The following is an 18,612-nucleotide window of genomic DNA, read 5'->3' on the forward strand; positions in this document are numbered from 1 at the left end:
GCTTAACCAGTAAATGTGGTCACACTTGATGTAAATAATGCGACCTTAACTGCTAAATTTTCAGAAACTGGTATACTAGCCCGTCTTTTTTTAAAGTCCCAGCTAAGCGAATCATGCTCTATCTATTAGCCAGTTGTATTGCTCTATTATTAGGCCCTATTTTCTATCGATATCTTTCGACCGAAAACGGTCTACAAAAAGGTCTAGACGGATTTATATTCGTGTCACTAGGCGGCTTAGTGCTGGTTCATATTTTACCTGAGCTGCTGGAACACGGTGGGTTTCTGGCAATCATCTTCGTGATCATCGGTCTTTGGGGACCTACTGCCAGCGAAAAGCTGTTCCATCGCTACTCAGAAGTCACCCATAATCTCACACTGACTTTAGGCATCGCCGGACTGCTGCTCCATACCATCACAGATGGTAGCGCCATGGTATTAGCGCAACACGATGAAAATTCAATACTGCTGGCTTTAGGGGTGATATTACACCGCCTACCAGTAGGATTAGCCATCTGGTGGCTGCTCAAACCTCAGCTAGGCGCACGTTGGGCCATGGCGGTATTAGCTGCAATGATGGTACTGACTGGCTTTGGCTATTTCGCAGGCGAGCAACTATTAACTCATTTAAGTTTAGATAACACCGTCTACTTACAGGCCTTTGTTACAGGTTCAATCCTGCACGTGGTGCTGCATCAGCCCCATGGTGAAAGTAATGAAGATAAACAAGGTAAATACGAGTATCAAGCCGGTATCGGTAGCTTACTTGGCATAGGATTACTCTGTCTGCTGTTGATGATGGACTCAGGTGGACACGAAAGCCATAACCACAGCCACGGTAGCGAACAACTCGCAGACTGGTTGCTGACGCTTGCGCCTGTTTTACTGCTTAGCTATGCCGCCGCCAGCCTTAGGTATCGATTGGGTTTATCCCCTAAAACCCCCTCTTTAGCCCAGCGGTGGTTACAACGCCTTGCCGGACCTGAAGCCTTGATCATCACAGCATTATTGCTGGGTCCTATGTTTGCCTTCTTGCAACTAGTGGGACTGCTGTTGATTGGCACCTTGCTGACATGGGCTAAAATAGAGCCGACAGATCCTCATACTCACGTACCTCAATCAGCGTTGCGTTTCGGCTTTTCATATTTAGTCGACCGCAGTGCTCCGTGGGTAATTCTCAGCTTGATTCTAGCCAACTTAATTGGCCATCCTTCGGTGCCACTGGCGAGCCCTATTACTCAGGTTGCGGTACTTTTATTAGTATTCTTACCAATGCGGTTCTGTAACTTAGGCGGGGCAGTGCTAGCGCTATCTCTTGCCTATAGTGGCTGGAGTAATGAAGCCGTCTTACTGGCTTTACTGGCTGCACCTATCTTTAATCTCGCTCAACTAAAGCTAATGAATTGGACTCAACGAGGGCTGCTGTTTGCTTTGATATTGGCAAGTTTAGTGGCGATCAGTTTGATTCAGCCACAATGGCACTCTTTGATGACGATACCAGCGAGCATAAACACCCTATCGTTAACCGCATTAGCCTGCCTTTTTGCGGCTAGCTTGTTACGCTTGGGACCAAGAAAGTTTATGGCCAGAATCATGCATCTGAAACCTAAAGCCCATGATCACGCTCATAACCACAGTCACGAGCATGGCCATAAGCATTAAATGTATAGCATTCAATTTAAATCCAGTTTAAATTCTAAGCATCACTCTTTAAATCAAACCGCCTATGTGCATCTTGTTCATCGCGCTGAAGCAACACCCTAAATATCCACTTATCGTCTGTGCCAACCGTGATGAATTTCATCATCGACCAACAGAGCAAGCTCATTTCTGGATGCCAGAGAACCAAATTCTCGCAGGTAAAGATCTTCAAGCGGGAGGAAGCTGGCTTGGCATCAATCGGCAAGGGAACTTTGCAGCACTGACTAACTTCCGTCAGCCTCAAGCTCAGCAAGATGGAATGAAAAGTCGCGGAGAGTTGATTTTAAACGCCTTAAAACCTCAAGTTCCTATCACCACGGCCTGGTTAAGGGAGCATAGCCAAAACTACAACCCCTTCAATCTGGTATTTGGTCATCGCGATGAGCTCTACTGTTATAGAAGTACCGATAAAACCCTAACTCCACTTACCGCTGGTTTTCATTCCATCAGTAATGGTGATCTCGATGATATATGGCCGAAGATGGCACGAGGCACACAAGCATTAGAGCAAGTGATATCAGAATCTGATGAGCCTGATATTGAGGCTTTACTGGCGATTATGAAAGATGAAACTCGAGCCGAAGAGAGTGAACTTCCTCAAACTGGAATAGCACTAGAGTGGGAACGTCTACTCTCCTCCATCTATATACGTCATCGTGAATATGGCACTCGTTCCACCAGCATCATTCTTCAGGATCACCAAGGTCATACCCGTTTTATTGAGGTCAGGTATGACGGCAAAGGACGTCACTTAGGTCAGCAAGAGTTCAACCTAAGAAAATAAACAGATACCAATTGCATTTGGGATTTATTCATTCGGCCATGATTTAATCAGAAGTGTGGTCGTGTGTAATAACCCAACGATCATCAATCTTTTCAACTAATAGCGTAAACACACCATGGGGCTGATCTTTCGCTCGGGTAAGCTGCCAACGGCCAACTACCATTGCAGCATAGTTACTTAGCATCTTGATATCCTTGATCGTGAACTTCAAGGTACCCAAGGTGGCTTTATCTGGGTAGTTTTTCTTATAAGCAGCTAACGTACTTTCCCAACCGTAGCGAAACTTATCACCGGAGACGAAACGCATCTTGTCGTTATTCCAGTAACCTTGCATATACCCATCAAGATCACCACGATTCCAAGCCGCTTCCTGCTCCTGTATTACCTGAGAAATATCGTCGGTGGGTACTGCGGATGCGCTAAAAGCCATCAGTATCAATAGCGCGAAAAGTCCTTTTTTAATCATGATATATCCAGATGTTGGCGATTGCCTGTTGTGAGGTATACTAACCTAATTCATGATCTTGCGCCTCGACATTATCATTTTTGAGGCCTATTTCAATATTCGACGCTGAGAGTTTCCCTATATGTTTCAACAGTTTTGCAAATTAGCGTTAAAATTAGCCGGCTGGAAGGTCTCAGGTCTACTTCCTACTGACCACCAGTATGTGGCTATTGTCGGTCCCCATACCAGTAACTGGGATTTCATTATCGGCGTGCTCGCCCGTGGTGCTTTAGGATCTAAAGTTAATTTTCTCGGCAAGCATCAGCTCTTTATCCCACCTTGGGGCTGGTTCTTCAGAGCGATTGGTGGAACACCTGTCGATAGACGTAAAAATAACAACTTAGTTGATGGTGTCGTACATCTATTTCAGGATAACCCTAAATTCTCACTCGCTTTAGCCCCTGAAGGAACCCGAAGCCCTGTTAAGCGTTGGAAAACAGGCTTTTACCATATCGCCAATAAAGCCAATGTTCCAATCGTCACCGTCGGTTTAGACTTTGGCAACAAGACAGTCCTTATCGCTGATGGGTTCGATACCACTGAAAATATGCAGCAAGATATGGATAGAATTATCAGCTTTTACCGTTCAATCAACGGACGCCATCCTAAAGTGATCCCTGATTTTACTCCTCATTAATACCAATTGCATTAAGTATGTAATCAATTCAGAGTGCCTCAGGGTTTTCAATTCAAGGCGCATTGATGAGGTAATGGTTATCCCCTTTTAAATCAATGCAAAGCAGAAGTGGAAATCCTGAGTCGCTCACACAGTGCGGGGTTCAAAGCACTTTATGCTGCGTTTAGGGCTTTAGATATAGAATAACTATTAGCTTCAATCCCTAGCCTTGCCTACAGCGATTTGAACTCCCGCTGAATGGTCAGATACTTAATGCAACTGGTATATGATACAAATTTTGGCTCTTCAGTACAAAGTAGATTAATTGGACTAGTCAATCGTGTCGCCGCTCGTTATAGTTCCGACACAACTCAGCTTATTTCATACTCTCTATGCTCTTTGATACTTGGCTACTCTACTTCTTCGCTGTACTTCTTATCGCGGTTTCTCCCGGCACCATGGCTGTGCTCTCTATGAGCCATGGCATTCATTACGGTAAGAGCCGCTGTTTAGCGACAGGTTTGGGCAGTGTCACTTCGGCATTGATTCTGATGGCTGCATCAGCGGCAGGACTCGGCGCCTTATTAAGCGCAACTGAGTATGGCTTTACCATTTTAAAATACTGTGGCGCGGCTTATTTATTGTTTCTGGGGATTAAACTCCTACTCACAAAACCCAGTGCCAAGGGCTTAGACCTGCAACACATAAAAGGAAAAGGCAGCCCAAAACAGATGTTTAAGCAGGCGTTTTTAGTCGGGATCAGTAATCCGAAAGATCTGCTTTTCTTTGGTGCACTATTTCCACAGTTTATCGACATCACTGCGCCCCAAATCCCGCAGTTAGCGATTCTAGCAGCCACTTGGGCAATCGTAGATTTCAGCTTTGTGATGATCTACGCCAGCATGGCCAATGTATTAGCACCAAGACTGAAATCTAGCAATAAGCTGCATTGGTTCGACAGAACCAGCGGCGGTGTGTTCCTCATGCTAGCAGCCATCTTGGTCACTCGCGAGAATTAACTGCAAGCTTGTTCACAATGACGATACCCGGACATAAAAAAGCCTCTGGGGAATATTCACCAGAGGCCTCTAGTTATGCTTGGCAATTCCCGTCGCTAGCTATCCATTTTCAAACTTCTGATATCGGTACCTGTTGGTCCCTGGAAAACCCTCAAGCCAAACTCTGGCAATATAGCAAAAATATGATCGAATATATCGCCCTGAATCTCCTCATAGTTATTCCAGCGAATATCGGTAGTGAACACATAAACCTCGATTGGAACCCCTTCAGAGGTCGACGCCAACTGGCGGACTAACAAGGTCATATCATTATGAATTAGGGGATGTCGGGTCACATACTCGATCAAGTAAGCCCTAAAAGTACCAATATTCGTCAAGTGGCGGCTATTCACCAACATATCCGAATCCTCAACACTGGTATTGAACTCAGCAATCTCCTTACTCTTGTTGGCAAAATACTCTTTCAAACAGTTAACCTTGCTTAATCTGGACTGCTCCTCTTCTGATAGAAAATGGATACTTTCCATATCGATAGAAACCGAACGCTTAATACGTCTTCCACCAGATTCAGACATGCCGCGCCAGTTCTTAAACGCATCTGACACTAAGGCATAAGCCGGGATCATCGACAGGGTATTATCCCAGTTCTGTACCTTTACCGTGGTCAACGACACTTCAACAACTGAACCGTTGGCACCATATTTATCCATTTCAATCCAGTCACCCGTACTCACCATACGGTTAGCTGCTAACTGAATTCCAGCCACAAAACCTAAAATCGTGTCTCTAAACACCAACATGACCAAACCAGTCATGACACCCAAGCCACTCAGGAAGTAGACTGGAGATTGATCTGCAAGAACCGAAATCGAAATAATAACAGCAACAAAAAAGAGGAAAAGCTTGAAGAGCTGCACAAAACTCTTAATCGGCAAGCGCCTGCTCACATGGTTATAGTCGGCAATATCATTAGCGGCATCCAATGCACTATAAATAGCACGCACCAGCATCACGATAATAAAGACACTCAAGAGGCGATCAATCAGCGAACTCAGCAGTACATGATCTTTCATCACCACGGGGATCAACAGATTCATGACCAGCGCTGGCACCACATAAGAGAACTGCTCTAGTACCTTACGACGCATAAAGATGTCATCCCAGCTCGCCTTAGAGCGGTGGATAACGATATTCATCGCGCGTACAACACCACGCCTGACAAACAGATAAGAAACTATGGATAAAATGAGGCTAGCGATCACCAAAATGGTCGTTGAGATATCATCTGACGGCATGATGTTAATTCCCCAGTCTGTTAACCACTGAGAAATCCGCAATCTTAGTTCTTGATCCACTATTTAAGCCTCCTTATAAAACATTAGCCTCGCGGCTGGGTCTATCTCATGAAATTGGTATTATATACCCAAGCTACTTGGAAGTGCAGGATTCAGTGAGCATTCTCAAGTTTGGGTATTTACTCACTAAAAATAATATGTACGGTATCCCCAGCATTTCAACATAAGCAACGCCATTACGTCTATCCGAAAAAAGTGCTGAATCAAGGTAACGCCCCCTCGACTTATATACCCAAGCTACTTGGAAATGCAGAGTCATGCTAACAATGGATAAAATGCCAAAGGTTTTCGATGAAACTGCTTAACTTTATGTTTATGCTAGTGGCAACTTATCTCATTTGGTTCGAACCTATGCGTAAAACATTCAAGACCCTAACTGGCCTCGCACTTTTTATGTTGGTGCTCCCAGCTATGGCAGCTGAACTCACCACAATCACATTAGACAATGGCGCTAAGGTTAAGCTCAACGATGACTTTACTTGGGAGTATGTGATCTTAGAGACCGTGCCTTCAGCTCCAGAAGTAGTTATTGTCGCAAGCCCAATCGACAGCTCATCACAAGCAGCTCAAATAGCCGCTCCGGCCGCAGCTATTACCAGCACGCCAACCCTAACGGCTAACGCAATGTCACAAGCAGCGCTGCTCAAAGTGACGGCAAAAGATGGCGTAAAAGTCAGTTTTCTTAATAGCCAATGGGATGAAGATGGTCGCCTTGGCCTTACTTTCGATCTCGCCAGCACCAGTTCAGAACATTACGTATTAGTTGAACTCGCCGTCACCCTATTCGACGACACTGGTAAGTTATTAAAGACTGAAACCATCAAAGTGTGGAGAGCGATTTTCAGAATGCCTGACACCTACTTGCGTAAAGGTCAGCAGCGTGAGAGTAAAACATTCTGGATTGAAGGCATCGACCCGAATCTATGGACTAAAGAGATACTCAGCCTGAAAATCGGCGAAATGGATTCAAGAATGTAAGCTTCTAGGAGCTAGGAGCCGAGGACCTTCGTAAACTCACAGCGAGAGCGCAGCAAGCGGCTTCTAGGCTTGATTATTAGCAGGTTCTAGGTTCTAGGTTCTAGGTTCTACACATCATTGTTAAACGAAAAGCCTGAAGGCTGTACTCCCTTCAGGCTTTTTCATTGAAGTTCAGCTTTAACCACCAGTCCTGATGCGCTAATGGCCTTCGACAATTCACTGGGGTATTAGGACAAAAGCTTACTGCAGGTAATAGGTGACATTGAAGGTAAGCACAAACAGTAGTTACCCAATAACAACCCCCTAAAACCAGACAACAAAAAAGGGCCCTAAGGCCCTTCATATGATCATGGGTTAATCGATAGCACTCAACTAAGCAACAAAGCAACAAAGCAACAAACCAACTAACCAACTAACCCAAAGACATTTTAATCTAGTTTAATTAGAAACTAGCTAAAATTCCTGCTGGCAGATAAGCGTTAAAGCTCGCTGTCAGCAGTAAGTCATTTGATGCTTCGATATCTGGACCGAAGAATCTGTCCTTGTCGTAATAGGCTACCACTTCACGTAATTCAGCTTTTGCCTTAGCAACCGCAACACTTGGTTGTAGCGGCGTACGGAAATCGAGCCCCTGTGCTGATGCCAATAACTCTATCGCTAATACGCCACGAGTGTTTTCAGACATATCACGCAAGCGACGTGCTGCAAACGTAGCCATAGACACATGATCTTCTTGGTTGGCTGATGTTGGCAAGCTGTCTACTGACGCAGGATGCGCGTAAGTTTTGTTCTCTGAAGCCAATGCTGCAGCCGTAACCTGAGCAATCATAAAGCCAGAGTTAACGCCGCCATTTTCAACAAGGAATGGAGGCAGTTTAGACAAACTAGAGTCAATCAAAAGTGCGATGCGACGTTCGGCAATTGAGCCTAATTCCGCAAGAGCAATCGCTAAGTTATCGGCAGCCATAGCCACTGGCTCAGCATGGAAATTGCCCCCAGAGATGATGTCGCCGGTATCTTGGAAAACCAGTGGGTTATCGGTCACACCGTTAGCCTCAGTTCCCAATACGTCAGCAGCATGACGAATTTGAGTTAAACACGCTCCTAGTACTTGTGGCTGACAACGCAATGAATAAGGATCTTGTACCTTTTCACAGTTAACATGATCTAAGCTAATCTCTGACTCATCGCCCAATAGGTGACGGAAAATAGCCGCTGAATCAATCTGGCCTTTCTGACCACGTGCAGCATGAATACGCGCATCGAACGGGCTACGACTACCCATTGCAGCCTCAACGCTCATCGCGCCGATAACTGAACTCGCTGCAAACAAGTCTTCTGCATTAAACAAACCTTCAAGTGCGAGTGCTGTCGAAGCTTGTGTACCATTAAGTAGGGCTAAGCCCTCTTTAGCGGCAAGTTCGATAGGCTGTAAGCCTGCAATTTCGAGTCCTTCAGCAGCCGTTAAAATCTGGCCTTTGTAGCTCATCTCGCCTTCACCAAGTAACGGCAGGCACATATGCGCTAATGGTGCTAAGTCGCCCGATGCGCCAACAGAACCTTTTTCAGGTACGCAGGGATACACTTCGGCGTTAACGAGAGCAATAAGGAAGTTGATCACTTCTAAACGGATGCCTGAGAAGCCACGGCTCAGTGAATTGATTTTGAGTACCATCATCAAGCGCACTGTGGCATCTTGCATGTATTGCCCGATACCAGCAGCATGAGACAACACAATTGAGCGCTGTAATAATTGCAGATCTTCAGCGATAATTTTGGTGTTAGCCAATAGCCCAAAACCGGTATTGATACCATAAACGGTGCGATCTTCATCCAATACACGCTGAACTAAACCAGCGCTGGTATGGATCTCTGCTATCGCACTTTGTGCAAGCTCTAAGCTCACTTTACCACGGCTAATTTCGCGGATTTGAGACAGGGTAAGAGTCCCTGGGTTTAATACTAAATGGCTCATTTTTACTTCTCCAGCATCGGCAGATCTAAGTTCTGCTCTTTTGCACAATTCTTAGCAATATCATATCCAGCATCGGCGTGACGCATCACACCCGTTGCAGGGTCATTCCACAATACACGGCCAAGACGCGCCGCTGCATCGTCAGTACCGTCAGCCACTATCACCACTCCTGAGTGCTGACTAAAGCCCATGCCGACACCACCACCGTGATGCAAAGATACCCAAGTCGCGCCGCTTGCAGTATTGAGTAGCGCATTCATTAATGGCCAATCAGATACCGCATCAGATCCATCGAGCATAGATTCTGTTTCACGGTTAGGGCTGGCAACAGAGCCAGAATCTAGGTGGTCACGTCCGATAACGATTGGGGCAGAAAGCTCGCCATTTTTTACCATCTCATTAAAGGCTAATGCCAGACGAGCACGATCTTTCAAGCCAACCCAACAGATACGTGCAGGCAGGCCTTGGAAGGCGATACGCTCACGCGCCATATCTAACCAGTTGTGCAGATGTGGATTATCAGGAATAAGCTCTTTCACTTTAGCGTCTGTTTTATAGATATCTTCTGGATCACCTGAAAGCGCGACCCAGCGGAATGGACCTATCCCTTCACAGAAAAGAGGACGCACGTAAGCTGGCACGAAACCAGGGAAGTCGAATGCATTCTCAACACCCTCTTCCAATGCCATTTGACGAATATTATTGCCGTAATCGGTTGTTGCAGCGCCGGCAGCTTGAAGTGCTAGCATCGCCCGAACCTGAACCGCCATAGACTGCTTAGCTGCCTTAACGACTGCCGCTTCATCGGTTTTACGCATCTCAATCGCTTGCTCAATCGTCCAGCCCTGAGGCAGGTAGCCGTTTAATGGGTCATGGGCTGAAGTTTGGTCAGTCACCACATCCGGCGTGATCCCGCGCTCAACCAACTCAGCGAATACATCTGCTGCATTACCAAGTAGACCAACAGAAACAGGCTTACCGCTCTTATTGGCTTCATCGATCATGGCCAACGCTTCATCAAGAGAAGTCGCTTTTTTGTCGACATAACGGGTGCGCATACGGAAATCGATACGCGTTTCATCCACTTCACAGGTCAGTACTGAGTAACCTGCCATCGTACCCGCTAGAGGCTGAGCACCGCCCATGCCACCAAGGCCGCCGGTTAGAATCCACTTACCAGCAGATGAACCACCAAAGTGTTGATTCGCCATGGCAACAAACGTCTCATAAGTGCCTTGAACAATACCTTGAGAGCCGATGTAGATCCAAGAACCTGCGGTCATCTGGCCGTACATAGCCAAGCCTTTCTTGTCTAACTCGTTAAAGTGCTCCCAGTTTGCCCAATGCGGCACTAGGTTAGAGTTAGCGATAATCACACGCGGTGCATTGCTATGAGTCTTGAATACGCCAACGGGCTTACCCGATTGCACCATCAAGGTTTCATCTTCTTCAAGGCGCTGCAGTACTTCAATTATTTTGTCGTAGCATTCCCAATCTCGGGCTGCACGGCCAATACCACCATAAACAACCAAATCTTCAGGACGCTCGGCAACATCAGGATGAAGGTTGTTCATCAACATGCGCATTGGTGCTTCTGTCATCCAGCTCTTACAGCTAAGTTGTGTGCCATGTGGTGCGATAATATGGCGACTAGGGTCGTGTCTCTTATCCATCTTGCTAAACCTCATTTCAATTTGTTTGTTTCTTCATACTCTTTTAAAGAGCTTTAGTTATATTTGATTTGTTGTTTTCATCTTGGTTTCTAACTTGTATATACAATCTTAGAACGTAAGATGACCACCCAATCTAAAGCGACTACCTGGGTGTATTAACTTGGCAAAACTCACCACACCTTGGCGTGACCAGGTACGGCGTAAAATTTGTAAGCAGGGCTCAGAAGCCGGAATATTTAACGCTTGTTGATTATGTTTGTTGGCTATCACCGCCTCTAAGGTATGACGCGCTTCGGTCAACGGGGCGACTTGAGACAGGTACTCGTGGGGGGTTTGGCTGGTAAAGTCTTGCACTAAATATTCTGGAACCAACTTAGGATTAACGAAACGCTCCTCCAGTTGCAAAGGCACCCCATCCTCGCAATGGACCAACACAGAATAATAAACCTGACTGCCGGCTTCTAATCCAAGTGCTATCGCGATAGGAGCGATAGCTTCAATGCTGGTCAACTCAAGCTGCTTAACACTATAGCCGTGGCCCCTGTCTTTAATCTCATCGGCAATATTACGGATAGCCATCATGGAAGATTGAGACTTAAGTTCAGCAACAAAGGTACCCAAACCTTGAGTACGCTCAAGTACTCCGCTATCCACTAGCTCAGTTAAAGCACGCCTAGCTGTCATTCTGCTGCACTCAAACTGTTCAGCCAACTGATTCTCAGAAGGGACACGGGTATGCTCCTCCCACTCACCAGATTCAATACGGGCTAAAATAGACTGCTTGATCTCAGCAAATTTGGGCGTGGCCACAGGCGCTCCTTAAACATGAATATTGCACTAAGCTAATAAAAGCAGCTATCTCGTGCCTCACCACTCAATCTAGGTTAACGATTTTGGTGGTTCTAGCTGATTATGTCTCTCAAGAAGAGACAGCACTTTCCAAACGATTAACATTACCGCTATAATCCTAGCTTGTATATACAAGTAAATACAAGTTGGATCACACTTTTATTTTCTTTAGAATGAATTGATACCCAAGCCGTTTGGGTGTATCACATAAATAAGAGAGCACATCATGTCTTGGGATCAGGTCTGGATCGACGTCAACGTAGCAAGTATGGACCCAGCTGTATCAGCACCTTACGGCGCAATAGTCGATGCAGCAATGGCTGTAAAAGATGGCAAAATTGCCTGGGTAGGGCCAAGAGCTGAACTGCCAGAATTCGATGTGATGTCCACGCCCCTCTACCGAGGTAAAGGTGGCTGGATCACCCCAGGTCTTATCGACGCCCATACTCACCTTATCTTTGCTGGTAATCGTGCAAACGAATTTGAGAAACGCTTGCAGGGCGCAACTTACGAAGAGATAGCCCGCAGCGGCGGTGGTATCATCTCAACGGTTAACGCTTGCCGTGAAGCCAGTGAAGCAGACCTATTTGAACTGGGACGCAAGCGCCTTAACGCTTTAGCCAAAGAGGGCGTGACCACAGTCGAAATCAAATCAGGCTATGGTTTGGACACTGAAACAGAATTAAAAATACTGAGAGTCGCTCGCGAACTCGGTAAACATCATCACGTTGATGTAAAAACCACGTTCTTGGGCGCCCATGCTATTCCACCTGAATACAAAGATGACGTCGAAGGCTACGTTGATCTGGTGATCAACGAAATGCTCCCCGCAGTACTTGCAGAAGATCTAGCAGACGCCGTTGATGTATTTTGTGAAAACATCGCTTTTAGCGTTGAACAGACAGAGCGGGTGCTAACAGCCGCCAAAAATGCCGGACTGGATATTAAACTTCATGCAGAGCAACTGTCGAACCTAGGCGGCTCAGCCATGGCTGCCAAACTCGGCGCTAAGTCTGTGGATCATATCGAATATTTAGATGAAGCTGGCGTTATTGCCCTAAGCAAAAGCGGCACCTGCGCGACTCTGCTCCCTGGCGCTTTCTACTTCCTGCGTGAAACCCAGATGCCACCAATCGACCTACTGCGTAAACACAAAGTCCCGATGGTGCTAGCCAGCGACTACAACCCCGGCTCATCACCCTTATGTTCAAGTCTGTTGATGCTCAACATGGGCTGTACCCTATTCCGTCTTACACCAGAAGAAGCACTACAAGGCGTGACCGCTAATGCAGCCAAGGCATTAGGAATCGAAGATAGAGTTGGCGTGTTAGCAGCAGGTATGCAAGCCGATTTTTGCTTGTGGGATATCACCACACCCGCAGAGCTTTCTTACTCATATGGCGCAGGAACGTGTATTGAAGTGGTTAAGAATGGGCACCTAGTACACCAGTGATTTATCACCTCTCTTACGATAGAGGTTAGCTCGTTTTGAATGGTTTCATTTGCCATTGTGGGTACTTGGTAGTTTTATGGTGCCCATAATCTTGCTGTAATTTATAACCTGCGGTTCGCTGAATCTGTCGATACTTCTGCGAGGCGCTGTGAAGCCATCCCTGGCCGCTTTACGGTTTCATCCTTGAAACCGAAACTCGCAGCAGCCTCTACACTGGGGAATCAATCTCTTCGACTTAGTTTTTAAGAAAAAAGCTTAGGCTCCCAAGATTTTTACTTACGTTAGCCTTTAATCGACTCCAGATACCATTGGTTAAGTTCATCATATCCATCCTTCTCTCCATCGATAATCCCACCTATCTTTTTGGATACAAAACGGCCTTGTGGATCAAGCAACATTAAAGTGGGGTACCCCATCACTCCAACTTCATCAATAAATGATCCAGCTTCAGATAATACAGGTAGAGTTAACCCAGTCTGTTTGACAAATTTCTTTGTGTCCTTTAATTCATCAAAGGTAACAGCCAGAACATCTACTGTGGGGTTATCTTTCACAAAACGATTTAGAATAGGTACTTCATAGATACAGGGAACACACCCAGCGAAAAAGAAACTGACTAATGTATATTTCCCATTAGCAAAGGACTCAACAAGCCTCTTACCCTCTATATCTACTCCCTCAGCAGGAGGTGTCTCTTTGCCAGTGTGTTCAATACTCAAATTCGTTGGTTCTGGAATTTTGAAAGAAGCTGGTGCAGTGCGAATAATAATAGCACCGTCATCCAACACCTCTTTCATGACAGGATCTCCCTCTGCCAACAAACCTATAAAGACTTTAAAATCAATAACATTACCATTTTCATCTTGGTAGGATACATTCTTGCCTTCCAACATCATTTGACCCTTAAACTCCTCCTCGCTCACCTGTGCAACTTCAGCCATTAATGGCTGATGTAAAAGACTCCCCAGTACCACACCTAACCATAGAGTTAATTTTAGTTTCATTAGTTATCCCTCATTAAATATCCTTAGGCAGTCCTATACTTACCCATCGTTTAAAAAGCAAATAACGCACCAACTATTCAAACCTTTAAAATCAACAAGTTAAAATAAATAATTTTAAAAATTACCGATTTGAGCATCTATCTTTCCGCAAATAGGGATTATCCATTAATCGGAAAATAGTCTCTATAGAGTTGGCTATGAAATCTAGAGCATTAAGTCGTAGTCCCTGTTCGCCGTCTAGCAAGACTATTTAGGCCGTAAACCAAGAGTACTGATATTGATGCTGTAACTGATGATATCGTAGATGCGCTACTTGCAAGCGAGCTTAAATCAAAAGATGGACGTAAAAGATAGAGGCTGATGTAGGTAATGGGTAACTGCATCAAGATTGCAGAAAACAGATCGTCTGGCAGTGTTGAGAGAAACTTTCGATAGCCGAAATAAACAATTGCAGAGAGGATGAATAACAAGCTAACGTCATGCAATATCAGCCATAGATACTGAATACTGTTGGCATTGAGATCCACAGCTGAGATTAGATATCTCAGCATGTAGTTTGCAGCATAGCTCAACAGAATCAGGCTTAACTGAGCTAGTAAAAGACCAACAGCAAGTGCTGGTAAATATCGAATTAATGTTCTGACTCTCACTCCTTAATCCCAACTATGTTCGGAAGCACTTAAAATCAGTAATGCAAACGGATTCAGAATTGGAACTTCATGGATGCAGGGAAATTTCCTATTCGTAAAAGACTCTACTAGCCTCTAGCACTCAAGATCAACTCCCTTTTATTAATGGGAAATGAAAAACCTTTCCAGCATTAAAACTAGCTATAGAGTTAATTTTAGTTTCATTAGTTGTTTATATTTAAAAAACTAAACTTAACTCCTTAAAATAGTCATAGAACTTTATAACTATATGAGTACAACCATACCAATCATTCTTACTATATAAAACCATAATAACATCCTGTTAGTCTTAACTGTAGACAAGGTTAAAATTTAGAAAACAGCACGACCTACTTAACAATAAAATCAGCTTTTTAAAATTAATAAAAAAATAATTTAAAAACAGATTTAACTGCAAGGTAAACTAAACGCATTTAAAATCAGTAAAAAGGGAAATTTATGAATAAGAAAATATCTTTACTTTTAATTGGCGTTGGTATGAGTGTTGGCATGGCAACAGCAACGGCTAATGACCGCCAATGCCAAGTTGCAAGAAACAATGCAAACTACTATTGCAATGTCGCAGACAATAACGAACTTTGTCGGTATTGGATAAATCAGGTAAGGCATTGTGGACCATTAGAAGTGTAAGTAATAAAATAATAGTTCTAGGTGTAACCCCCACACCTAGAACTATATAAAATAAAACCAGAAGTATACCTTAGCGACAAAGACTTACACATAAAAATAATTATAGTAATAAAGTATAAATAGATATGTGATTTTTGTAATTTAATTTTATCCACCACAGTTAATATATATAAAAGCATTACTCATTAACTAAAAAATACTTTATTTATACCATATGATATATCATCGCACTGGTAAGCAAATAACCGTCAAATGATGAGTATCTTGCCGACATACGTCGGCAATAATAATAAACAAGCCAGCCAGCCAGCCAAAAATACTCACCACTAAAAGAGGATCTTAAAATCGATAATGCAGACCGATTCCATATTGAACTAAACTAATGTCGGCAAAATAATCATTCAACTCACTGTGTTCTGGCTCTGTTTCACTGATCTCATAAAACACTCGTAACGCTAAGGACTCCATTAAGCTCATGTCCACCCCAGCGCCGAATAGCCAGCCAGTGCCTTGGTAGTTTTCATTCACGTCATCGTCGTTACTGTATGTTCTATTGAGTACCAGCCCGACTTTCAAATACCCAGTAACACTGTCAGTAAATGCATGCCGCACTACTGGTGAAATCGTCATAGCAGCTATACGAAAATCCATTTCGTCGATAAAACTATCGGTCGCAAAAATGCTCGCCTCAAGTCCAAAACTGTCATTGAAATTATAACCACCATACACACCAAGCCCTTTAGCTGACTCATCAAAAACACCGATATTGTCCTCTACGGAAGTGTTATTAACTTGGGCACCCAGGTAAAAACCGAGATCTTTAGCGGCAAAAGCAGGTGTAGCCATAGCCAGTAACATAACAGTGGCTAACAGAGAGTTGAGTTTCATTGATATCCTTATATGTGCGAATTTACCGTCTCTATTTAACAGTAAACGTCCTTAAAAACGCCGATATGTTAACTTTTTACTAACGTAAAAACAAAGCATTATCTTGGAAAACCTACTTATGTCGGCGCTGTTATCTTATTTTGAGTCAACTGTGTCTGCAGCCAGTTGCGAACTTTGACGATGCCTGGCTCCGCTAATCGTTGCCGATGGCAACTAAAGAGGAATTCAAAGCCAGTATGGATATCTGGCCAAGGCAATGCCACCAGTCGCCCTTGCTCGATATCTTTCTCAACCATAAAGTCCGAGGCTAAGGCAATACCTAAGCCCGCGATAGCAGCTTCGATCGCTAACAACACATGGCTGACCACTTGGTGAGTAGCCCCTTGATCAAAGTCTAATTGGTTAGCTTCACACCAGCGGGGCCAATCCAATCCCCAAGGTCCCTCATCGACAATAAGCAGCATATATTGCTGAAAGTTACTGATAGCCATCGGTGAGTGCTGCTCGGCGAAACTCGGACTACAAACTGGAATAAGTCGTTCTTGTAAAAGGCATTCATGATGAAAACCTCGAGGCACTTTCTGCCCTGTAATTAAGATGTCACATTCTAAACTCGCAAGATCTGGATCTTGACTGACCATTTCTAAACGCAATTTAACCTCTGGGTGATGCCGATTAAAGTCGGCAAGACGTGGAATCAACCACTTAACAGCAAATGAGCTGTAGACCACTAAGGTTAAATCTTGACTCGGTACTCCTTGCGCCTGCTGACAAAGATTAGAGAGCTCATTGAACTCCTGCTCGAGTCCTTTGGCCAGTTGTGTCCCTTTGGCTGTCAGCGTTAATTGGCGGCGACTACGGTCAAATAGATGAGTACCAAAATATTGCTCAAGTACTCGAATTTGATGGGATACAGCACTCTGACTAATGCATAATTCAGCACCAGCTTGAGAGAAGTGTTGCAGTCTAGCCGCCGCTTCAAAAACTTGTAGCGATCTAAGGGGAGGAAGCTTTCTCATGTCAATTTCACCTAAACCTTATCAATCTAAACTTTCACTAATTTCATACTAGATATACTTTGTATGAATTTAAATCATGAGTTGGCAAAAAACATCATTTTTAGGCTTAAGCAGTGATCGATATCATAGCGGCTTAATCTTTGATGGACGTTAACAATGAAAAATAAGGTACAGCTGGGCTTACTATTACTGATCGCAGGGAATCTATTCAGCGCTTTGTATGATGTCAGTATTAAATGGCTGCCCAGTGATACTAATGCCACCACTTTTCTATTGGTGAGACAAGTTACCTCAATCTTTATACTCGCACCATTGTGGATCTGGGTTGGAAAGCCTCAACCTGAACGCTGGGGAATTCATTTTTGGCGAGCGAACATAGGCGCACTTGGTGCGTTAGGTCTGGTTATAGGTTTGATGGCATTGCCACTGGCCAGTGTTAGCGCCCTGTTTTATAGCGCACCTTTAATGATCATGGTACTAGGTTACCTCTTCTTAAAAGAGCGAGTAACAAAAGGGCAATGGTTATGTGCGGTATTAGGAATGGTGGGGGTGCTGTTGATATTAAAACCTGGCTCGATGGCATTTGCTGGAGGAGCGGTATTATTTAGCGCATTAACTTTTGCTATCTGTCAGTTGAGCTTACGTAAACTGTCTTTCAACGATCACCCAATTTTGCCTTTAATACTCTATAACCTACTAGCTTTACCAATGGTAATGTTAATGGCTGGAATTCAAGGCGTAGCAGGGTTAAGTTGGCAGCTATTACTCGTCGCCTTAGCCAGCAATGTTTGCTTATTGGTATATCACTGGTTTTGCGTGCTAGCTTATCGTCAAGCTCAGGCAGGAGAGATTGCCATTGCCGAATATTCAGGTTTACTGTTTATCGTGTTTATGGGCTGGTTGCTCTTCGATGAATGGCTGGATAATCTAGCGTGGCTGGGCGCGGCATTAGTCGTTTTACCTTCAATATTGCAGCCCCAAGCAAAAAAACTGTACCTGTATTTGTTGGTTAAAACGATGATTCGATCCGATATTCAAAAACATTAACCAAAAACGTTAATCACGTACATATTGGGCTATTGTAAGGTTGCTATCACTTGTGAAAACAACCTCTTTTAATCCCTAAGAGTTAAATATAGTACTGGGTCGCTCTGCGACAGTAACGCTGCTCGAAACTAAATGGACTCATCTTTAGAGTACGAATAGCATCAACCCAGCCCACAACCATAGGCACTAAAGTCCAGCTAAAGACTAAGTACAAACTGCCTTTTACGTATTGACCTAAATAGAATCTATGTAAGCCTAAACCACCAAATAAAAAACCAAACCATACTGTAAGATTCTGATTTTTAATATGGACTTCGGGATCAACTCCAGCAAGCGCTTCTAAACCTTGTGCAGCATGACATTGGGGGCAAATGACCGCATTAAGGTCAACTTGATGGCTGCACTGTGTGCAATCTATGTTTTTCACT

General features: G+C 44.2%; 18 protein-coding genes. 8 read left to right on the top strand and 10 right to left on the bottom strand.

Annotated features, from left to right (window positions below; all coding sequences use genetic code 11):
* Positions 1 to 113: 113 nt before the first annotated feature.
* Together FN961_RS13870 and FN961_RS13875 are read left to right on the top strand one after the other, a co-directional pair.
* Positions 114 to 1,661 (top strand): ZIP family metal transporter, encoded by a 1,548-nt coding sequence (locus tag FN961_RS13870; protein WP_144040773.1) that lies wholly within the window; start codon positions 114 to 116, stop codon positions 1,659 to 1,661.
* A gap of 64 nt (positions 1,662 to 1,725) precedes the next feature.
* Entirely contained in the window at positions 1,726 to 2,484 is a 759-nt protein-coding gene (locus FN961_RS13875) for an NRDE family protein (RefSeq protein ID WP_144040774.1), read from the top strand.
* A gap of 43 nt (positions 2,485 to 2,527) precedes the next feature.
* Here FN961_RS13875 and FN961_RS13880 read toward each other — a convergent pair whose 3' ends face one another.
* Positions 2,528 to 2,950 (bottom strand): YybH family protein, encoded by a 423-nt coding sequence (locus FN961_RS13880; RefSeq protein ID WP_144040775.1) that lies wholly within the window; start codon positions 2,948 to 2,950, stop codon positions 2,528 to 2,530.
* Positions 2,951 to 3,071: 121 nt separating this feature from the next.
* On the opposite strand from FN961_RS13880, the gene FN961_RS13885 reads away from it, so the two are divergent.
* Both FN961_RS13885 and FN961_RS13890 read left to right on the top strand, forming a co-directional pair.
* Positions 3,072 to 3,626 carry a lysophospholipid acyltransferase family protein gene (locus tag FN961_RS13885; protein ID WP_144040776.1) on the top strand — a complete coding sequence of 185 codons (555 nt, stop codon included), beginning with the start codon at positions 3,072 to 3,074 and terminating at the stop codon, positions 3,624 to 3,626.
* Positions 3,627 to 3,997: 371 nt separating this feature from the next.
* Positions 3,998 to 4,624: a LysE family translocator gene (locus FN961_RS13890; protein ID WP_144040777.1), complete on the top strand. Its 627-nt coding sequence runs from the start codon at positions 3,998 to 4,000 to the stop codon at positions 4,622 to 4,624.
* 95 nt (positions 4,625 to 4,719) lie between these two features.
* Here FN961_RS13890 and FN961_RS13895 read toward each other — a convergent pair whose 3' ends face one another.
* Complete coding sequence (locus FN961_RS13895; protein ID WP_144040778.1) at positions 4,720 to 5,979, bottom strand: mechanosensitive ion channel family protein; 1,260 nt, start codon at positions 5,977 to 5,979, stop codon at positions 4,720 to 4,722.
* Between the two features lie 291 nt (positions 5,980 to 6,270).
* Here FN961_RS13895 and FN961_RS13900 point away from each other — a divergent pair, with 291 nt between their 5' ends.
* On the top strand, positions 6,271 to 6,957 hold the full coding sequence (locus FN961_RS13900; RefSeq protein ID WP_144040779.1) for a DUF3157 family protein: 687 nt from the start codon (positions 6,271 to 6,273) through the stop codon (positions 6,955 to 6,957).
* Positions 6,958 to 7,399: 442 nt separating this feature from the next.
* On the opposite strand, the gene hutH is transcribed toward FN961_RS13900, so the two are convergent.
* The 3 genes from hutH to hutC all read right to left on the bottom strand — a co-directional run bounded on the left by hutH (position 7,400) and on the right by hutC (position 11,415).
* On the bottom strand, positions 7,400 to 8,932 hold the full coding sequence (gene hutH, locus FN961_RS13905) for a histidine ammonia-lyase (protein WP_144040780.1): 1,533 nt from the start codon (positions 8,930 to 8,932) through the stop codon (positions 7,400 to 7,402).
* 2 nt (positions 8,933 to 8,934) lie between these two features.
* Positions 8,935 to 10,605, bottom strand: a complete 1,671-nt coding sequence (gene hutU, locus FN961_RS13910) for a urocanate hydratase (RefSeq protein ID WP_144040781.1) — start codon at positions 10,603 to 10,605, stop codon at positions 8,935 to 8,937.
* Between the two features lie 108 nt (positions 10,606 to 10,713).
* Positions 10,714 to 11,415 (bottom strand): histidine utilization transcriptional repressor HutC, encoded by a 702-nt coding sequence (gene hutC / locus FN961_RS13915; protein ID WP_144040782.1) that lies wholly within the window; start codon positions 11,413 to 11,415, stop codon positions 10,714 to 10,716.
* 265 nt (positions 11,416 to 11,680) lie between these two features.
* On the opposite strand from hutC, the gene hutI reads away from it, so the two are divergent.
* Entirely contained in the window at positions 11,681 to 12,907 is a 1,227-nt protein-coding gene (hutI, locus tag FN961_RS13920) for an imidazolonepropionase (protein WP_144040783.1), read from the top strand.
* Positions 12,908 to 13,188: 281 nt separating this feature from the next.
* On the opposite strand, the gene FN961_RS13925 is transcribed toward hutI, so the two are convergent.
* A complete protein-coding gene (locus FN961_RS13925; RefSeq protein ID WP_144040784.1) occupies positions 13,189 to 13,911 on the bottom strand; it encodes a TlpA family protein disulfide reductase in 723 nt (240 codons plus the stop codon).
* Positions 13,912 to 14,123: 212 nt separating this feature from the next.
* Positions 14,124 to 14,561: a hypothetical protein gene (locus FN961_RS13930; RefSeq protein ID WP_144040785.1), complete on the bottom strand. Its 438-nt coding sequence runs from the start codon at positions 14,559 to 14,561 to the stop codon at positions 14,124 to 14,126.
* Positions 14,562 to 15,038: 477 nt separating this feature from the next.
* Here FN961_RS13930 and FN961_RS13935 point away from each other — a divergent pair, with 477 nt between their 5' ends.
* Positions 15,039 to 15,230: a hypothetical protein gene (locus FN961_RS13935; protein WP_144040786.1), complete on the top strand. Its 192-nt coding sequence runs from the start codon at positions 15,039 to 15,041 to the stop codon at positions 15,228 to 15,230.
* 339 nt (positions 15,231 to 15,569) lie between these two features.
* On the opposite strand, the gene FN961_RS13940 is transcribed toward FN961_RS13935, so the two are convergent.
* Both FN961_RS13940 and FN961_RS13945 read right to left on the bottom strand, forming a co-directional pair.
* Positions 15,570 to 16,118, bottom strand: a complete 549-nt coding sequence (locus FN961_RS13940) for a porin family protein (RefSeq protein WP_144040787.1) — start codon at positions 16,116 to 16,118, stop codon at positions 15,570 to 15,572.
* A gap of 116 nt (positions 16,119 to 16,234) precedes the next feature.
* Positions 16,235 to 17,137, bottom strand: a complete 903-nt coding sequence (locus FN961_RS13945; RefSeq protein WP_144040788.1) for a LysR substrate-binding domain-containing protein — start codon at positions 17,135 to 17,137, stop codon at positions 16,235 to 16,237.
* Positions 17,138 to 17,293: 156 nt separating this feature from the next.
* On the opposite strand from FN961_RS13945, the gene FN961_RS13950 reads away from it, so the two are divergent.
* Positions 17,294 to 18,184 carry a DMT family transporter gene (locus tag FN961_RS13950; protein WP_144040789.1) on the top strand — a complete coding sequence of 297 codons (891 nt, stop codon included), beginning with the start codon at positions 17,294 to 17,296 and terminating at the stop codon, positions 18,182 to 18,184.
* Between the two features lie 82 nt (positions 18,185 to 18,266).
* Here the strand turns inward: FN961_RS13950 and FN961_RS13955 are convergent, their stop codons facing one another.
* Entirely contained in the window at positions 18,267 to 18,611 is a 345-nt protein-coding gene (locus tag FN961_RS13955) for a TM2 domain-containing protein (RefSeq protein WP_229814704.1), read from the bottom strand.
* Position 18,612: the final 1 nt, after the last annotated feature.

The sequence above is a fragment of the Shewanella hanedai genome, from assembly GCF_007197645.1.
Classification (GTDB): domain Bacteria; phylum Pseudomonadota; class Gammaproteobacteria; order Enterobacterales; family Shewanellaceae; genus Shewanella; species Shewanella hanedai.

Excerpts from the sequence above, each read along its gene's own strand:
- FN961_RS13870 (WP_144040773.1), top strand. The coding sequence starts at position 114 with ATGCTCTATCTATTAGCCAGTTGTATTGCTCTATTATTAGGCCCTATT.
- FN961_RS13875 (WP_144040774.1), top strand. The coding sequence starts at position 1,726 with ATGTGCATCTTGTTCATCGCGCTGAAGCAACACCCTAAATATCCACTT.
- FN961_RS13880 (WP_144040775.1), bottom strand. The coding sequence starts at position 2,950 with ATGATTAAAAAAGGACTTTTCGCGCTATTGATACTGATGGCTTTTAGC.
- FN961_RS13885 (WP_144040776.1), top strand. The coding sequence starts at position 3,072 with ATGTTTCAACAGTTTTGCAAATTAGCGTTAAAATTAGCCGGCTGGAAG.
- FN961_RS13890 (WP_144040777.1), top strand. The coding sequence starts at position 3,998 with ATGCTCTTTGATACTTGGCTACTCTACTTCTTCGCTGTACTTCTTATC.
- FN961_RS13900 (WP_144040779.1), top strand. The coding sequence starts at position 6,271 with ATGAAACTGCTTAACTTTATGTTTATGCTAGTGGCAACTTATCTCATT.
- hutH (WP_144040780.1), bottom strand. The coding sequence starts at position 8,932 with ATGAGCCATTTAGTATTAAACCCAGGGACTCTTACCCTGTCTCAAATC.
- hutU (WP_144040781.1), bottom strand. The coding sequence starts at position 10,605 with ATGGATAAGAGACACGACCCTAGTCGCCATATTATCGCACCACATGGC.
- hutI (WP_144040783.1), top strand. The coding sequence starts at position 11,681 with ATGTCTTGGGATCAGGTCTGGATCGACGTCAACGTAGCAAGTATGGAC.
- FN961_RS13925 (WP_144040784.1), bottom strand. The coding sequence starts at position 13,911 with ATGAAACTAAAATTAACTCTATGGTTAGGTGTGGTACTGGGGAGTCTT.
- FN961_RS13935 (WP_144040786.1), top strand. The coding sequence starts at position 15,039 with ATGAATAAGAAAATATCTTTACTTTTAATTGGCGTTGGTATGAGTGTT.
- FN961_RS13940 (WP_144040787.1), bottom strand. The coding sequence starts at position 16,118 with ATGAAACTCAACTCTCTGTTAGCCACTGTTATGTTACTGGCTATGGCT.
- FN961_RS13945 (WP_144040788.1), bottom strand. The coding sequence starts at position 17,137 with ATGAGAAAGCTTCCTCCCCTTAGATCGCTACAAGTTTTTGAAGCGGCG.
- FN961_RS13950 (WP_144040789.1), top strand. The coding sequence starts at position 17,294 with ATGAAAAATAAGGTACAGCTGGGCTTACTATTACTGATCGCAGGGAAT.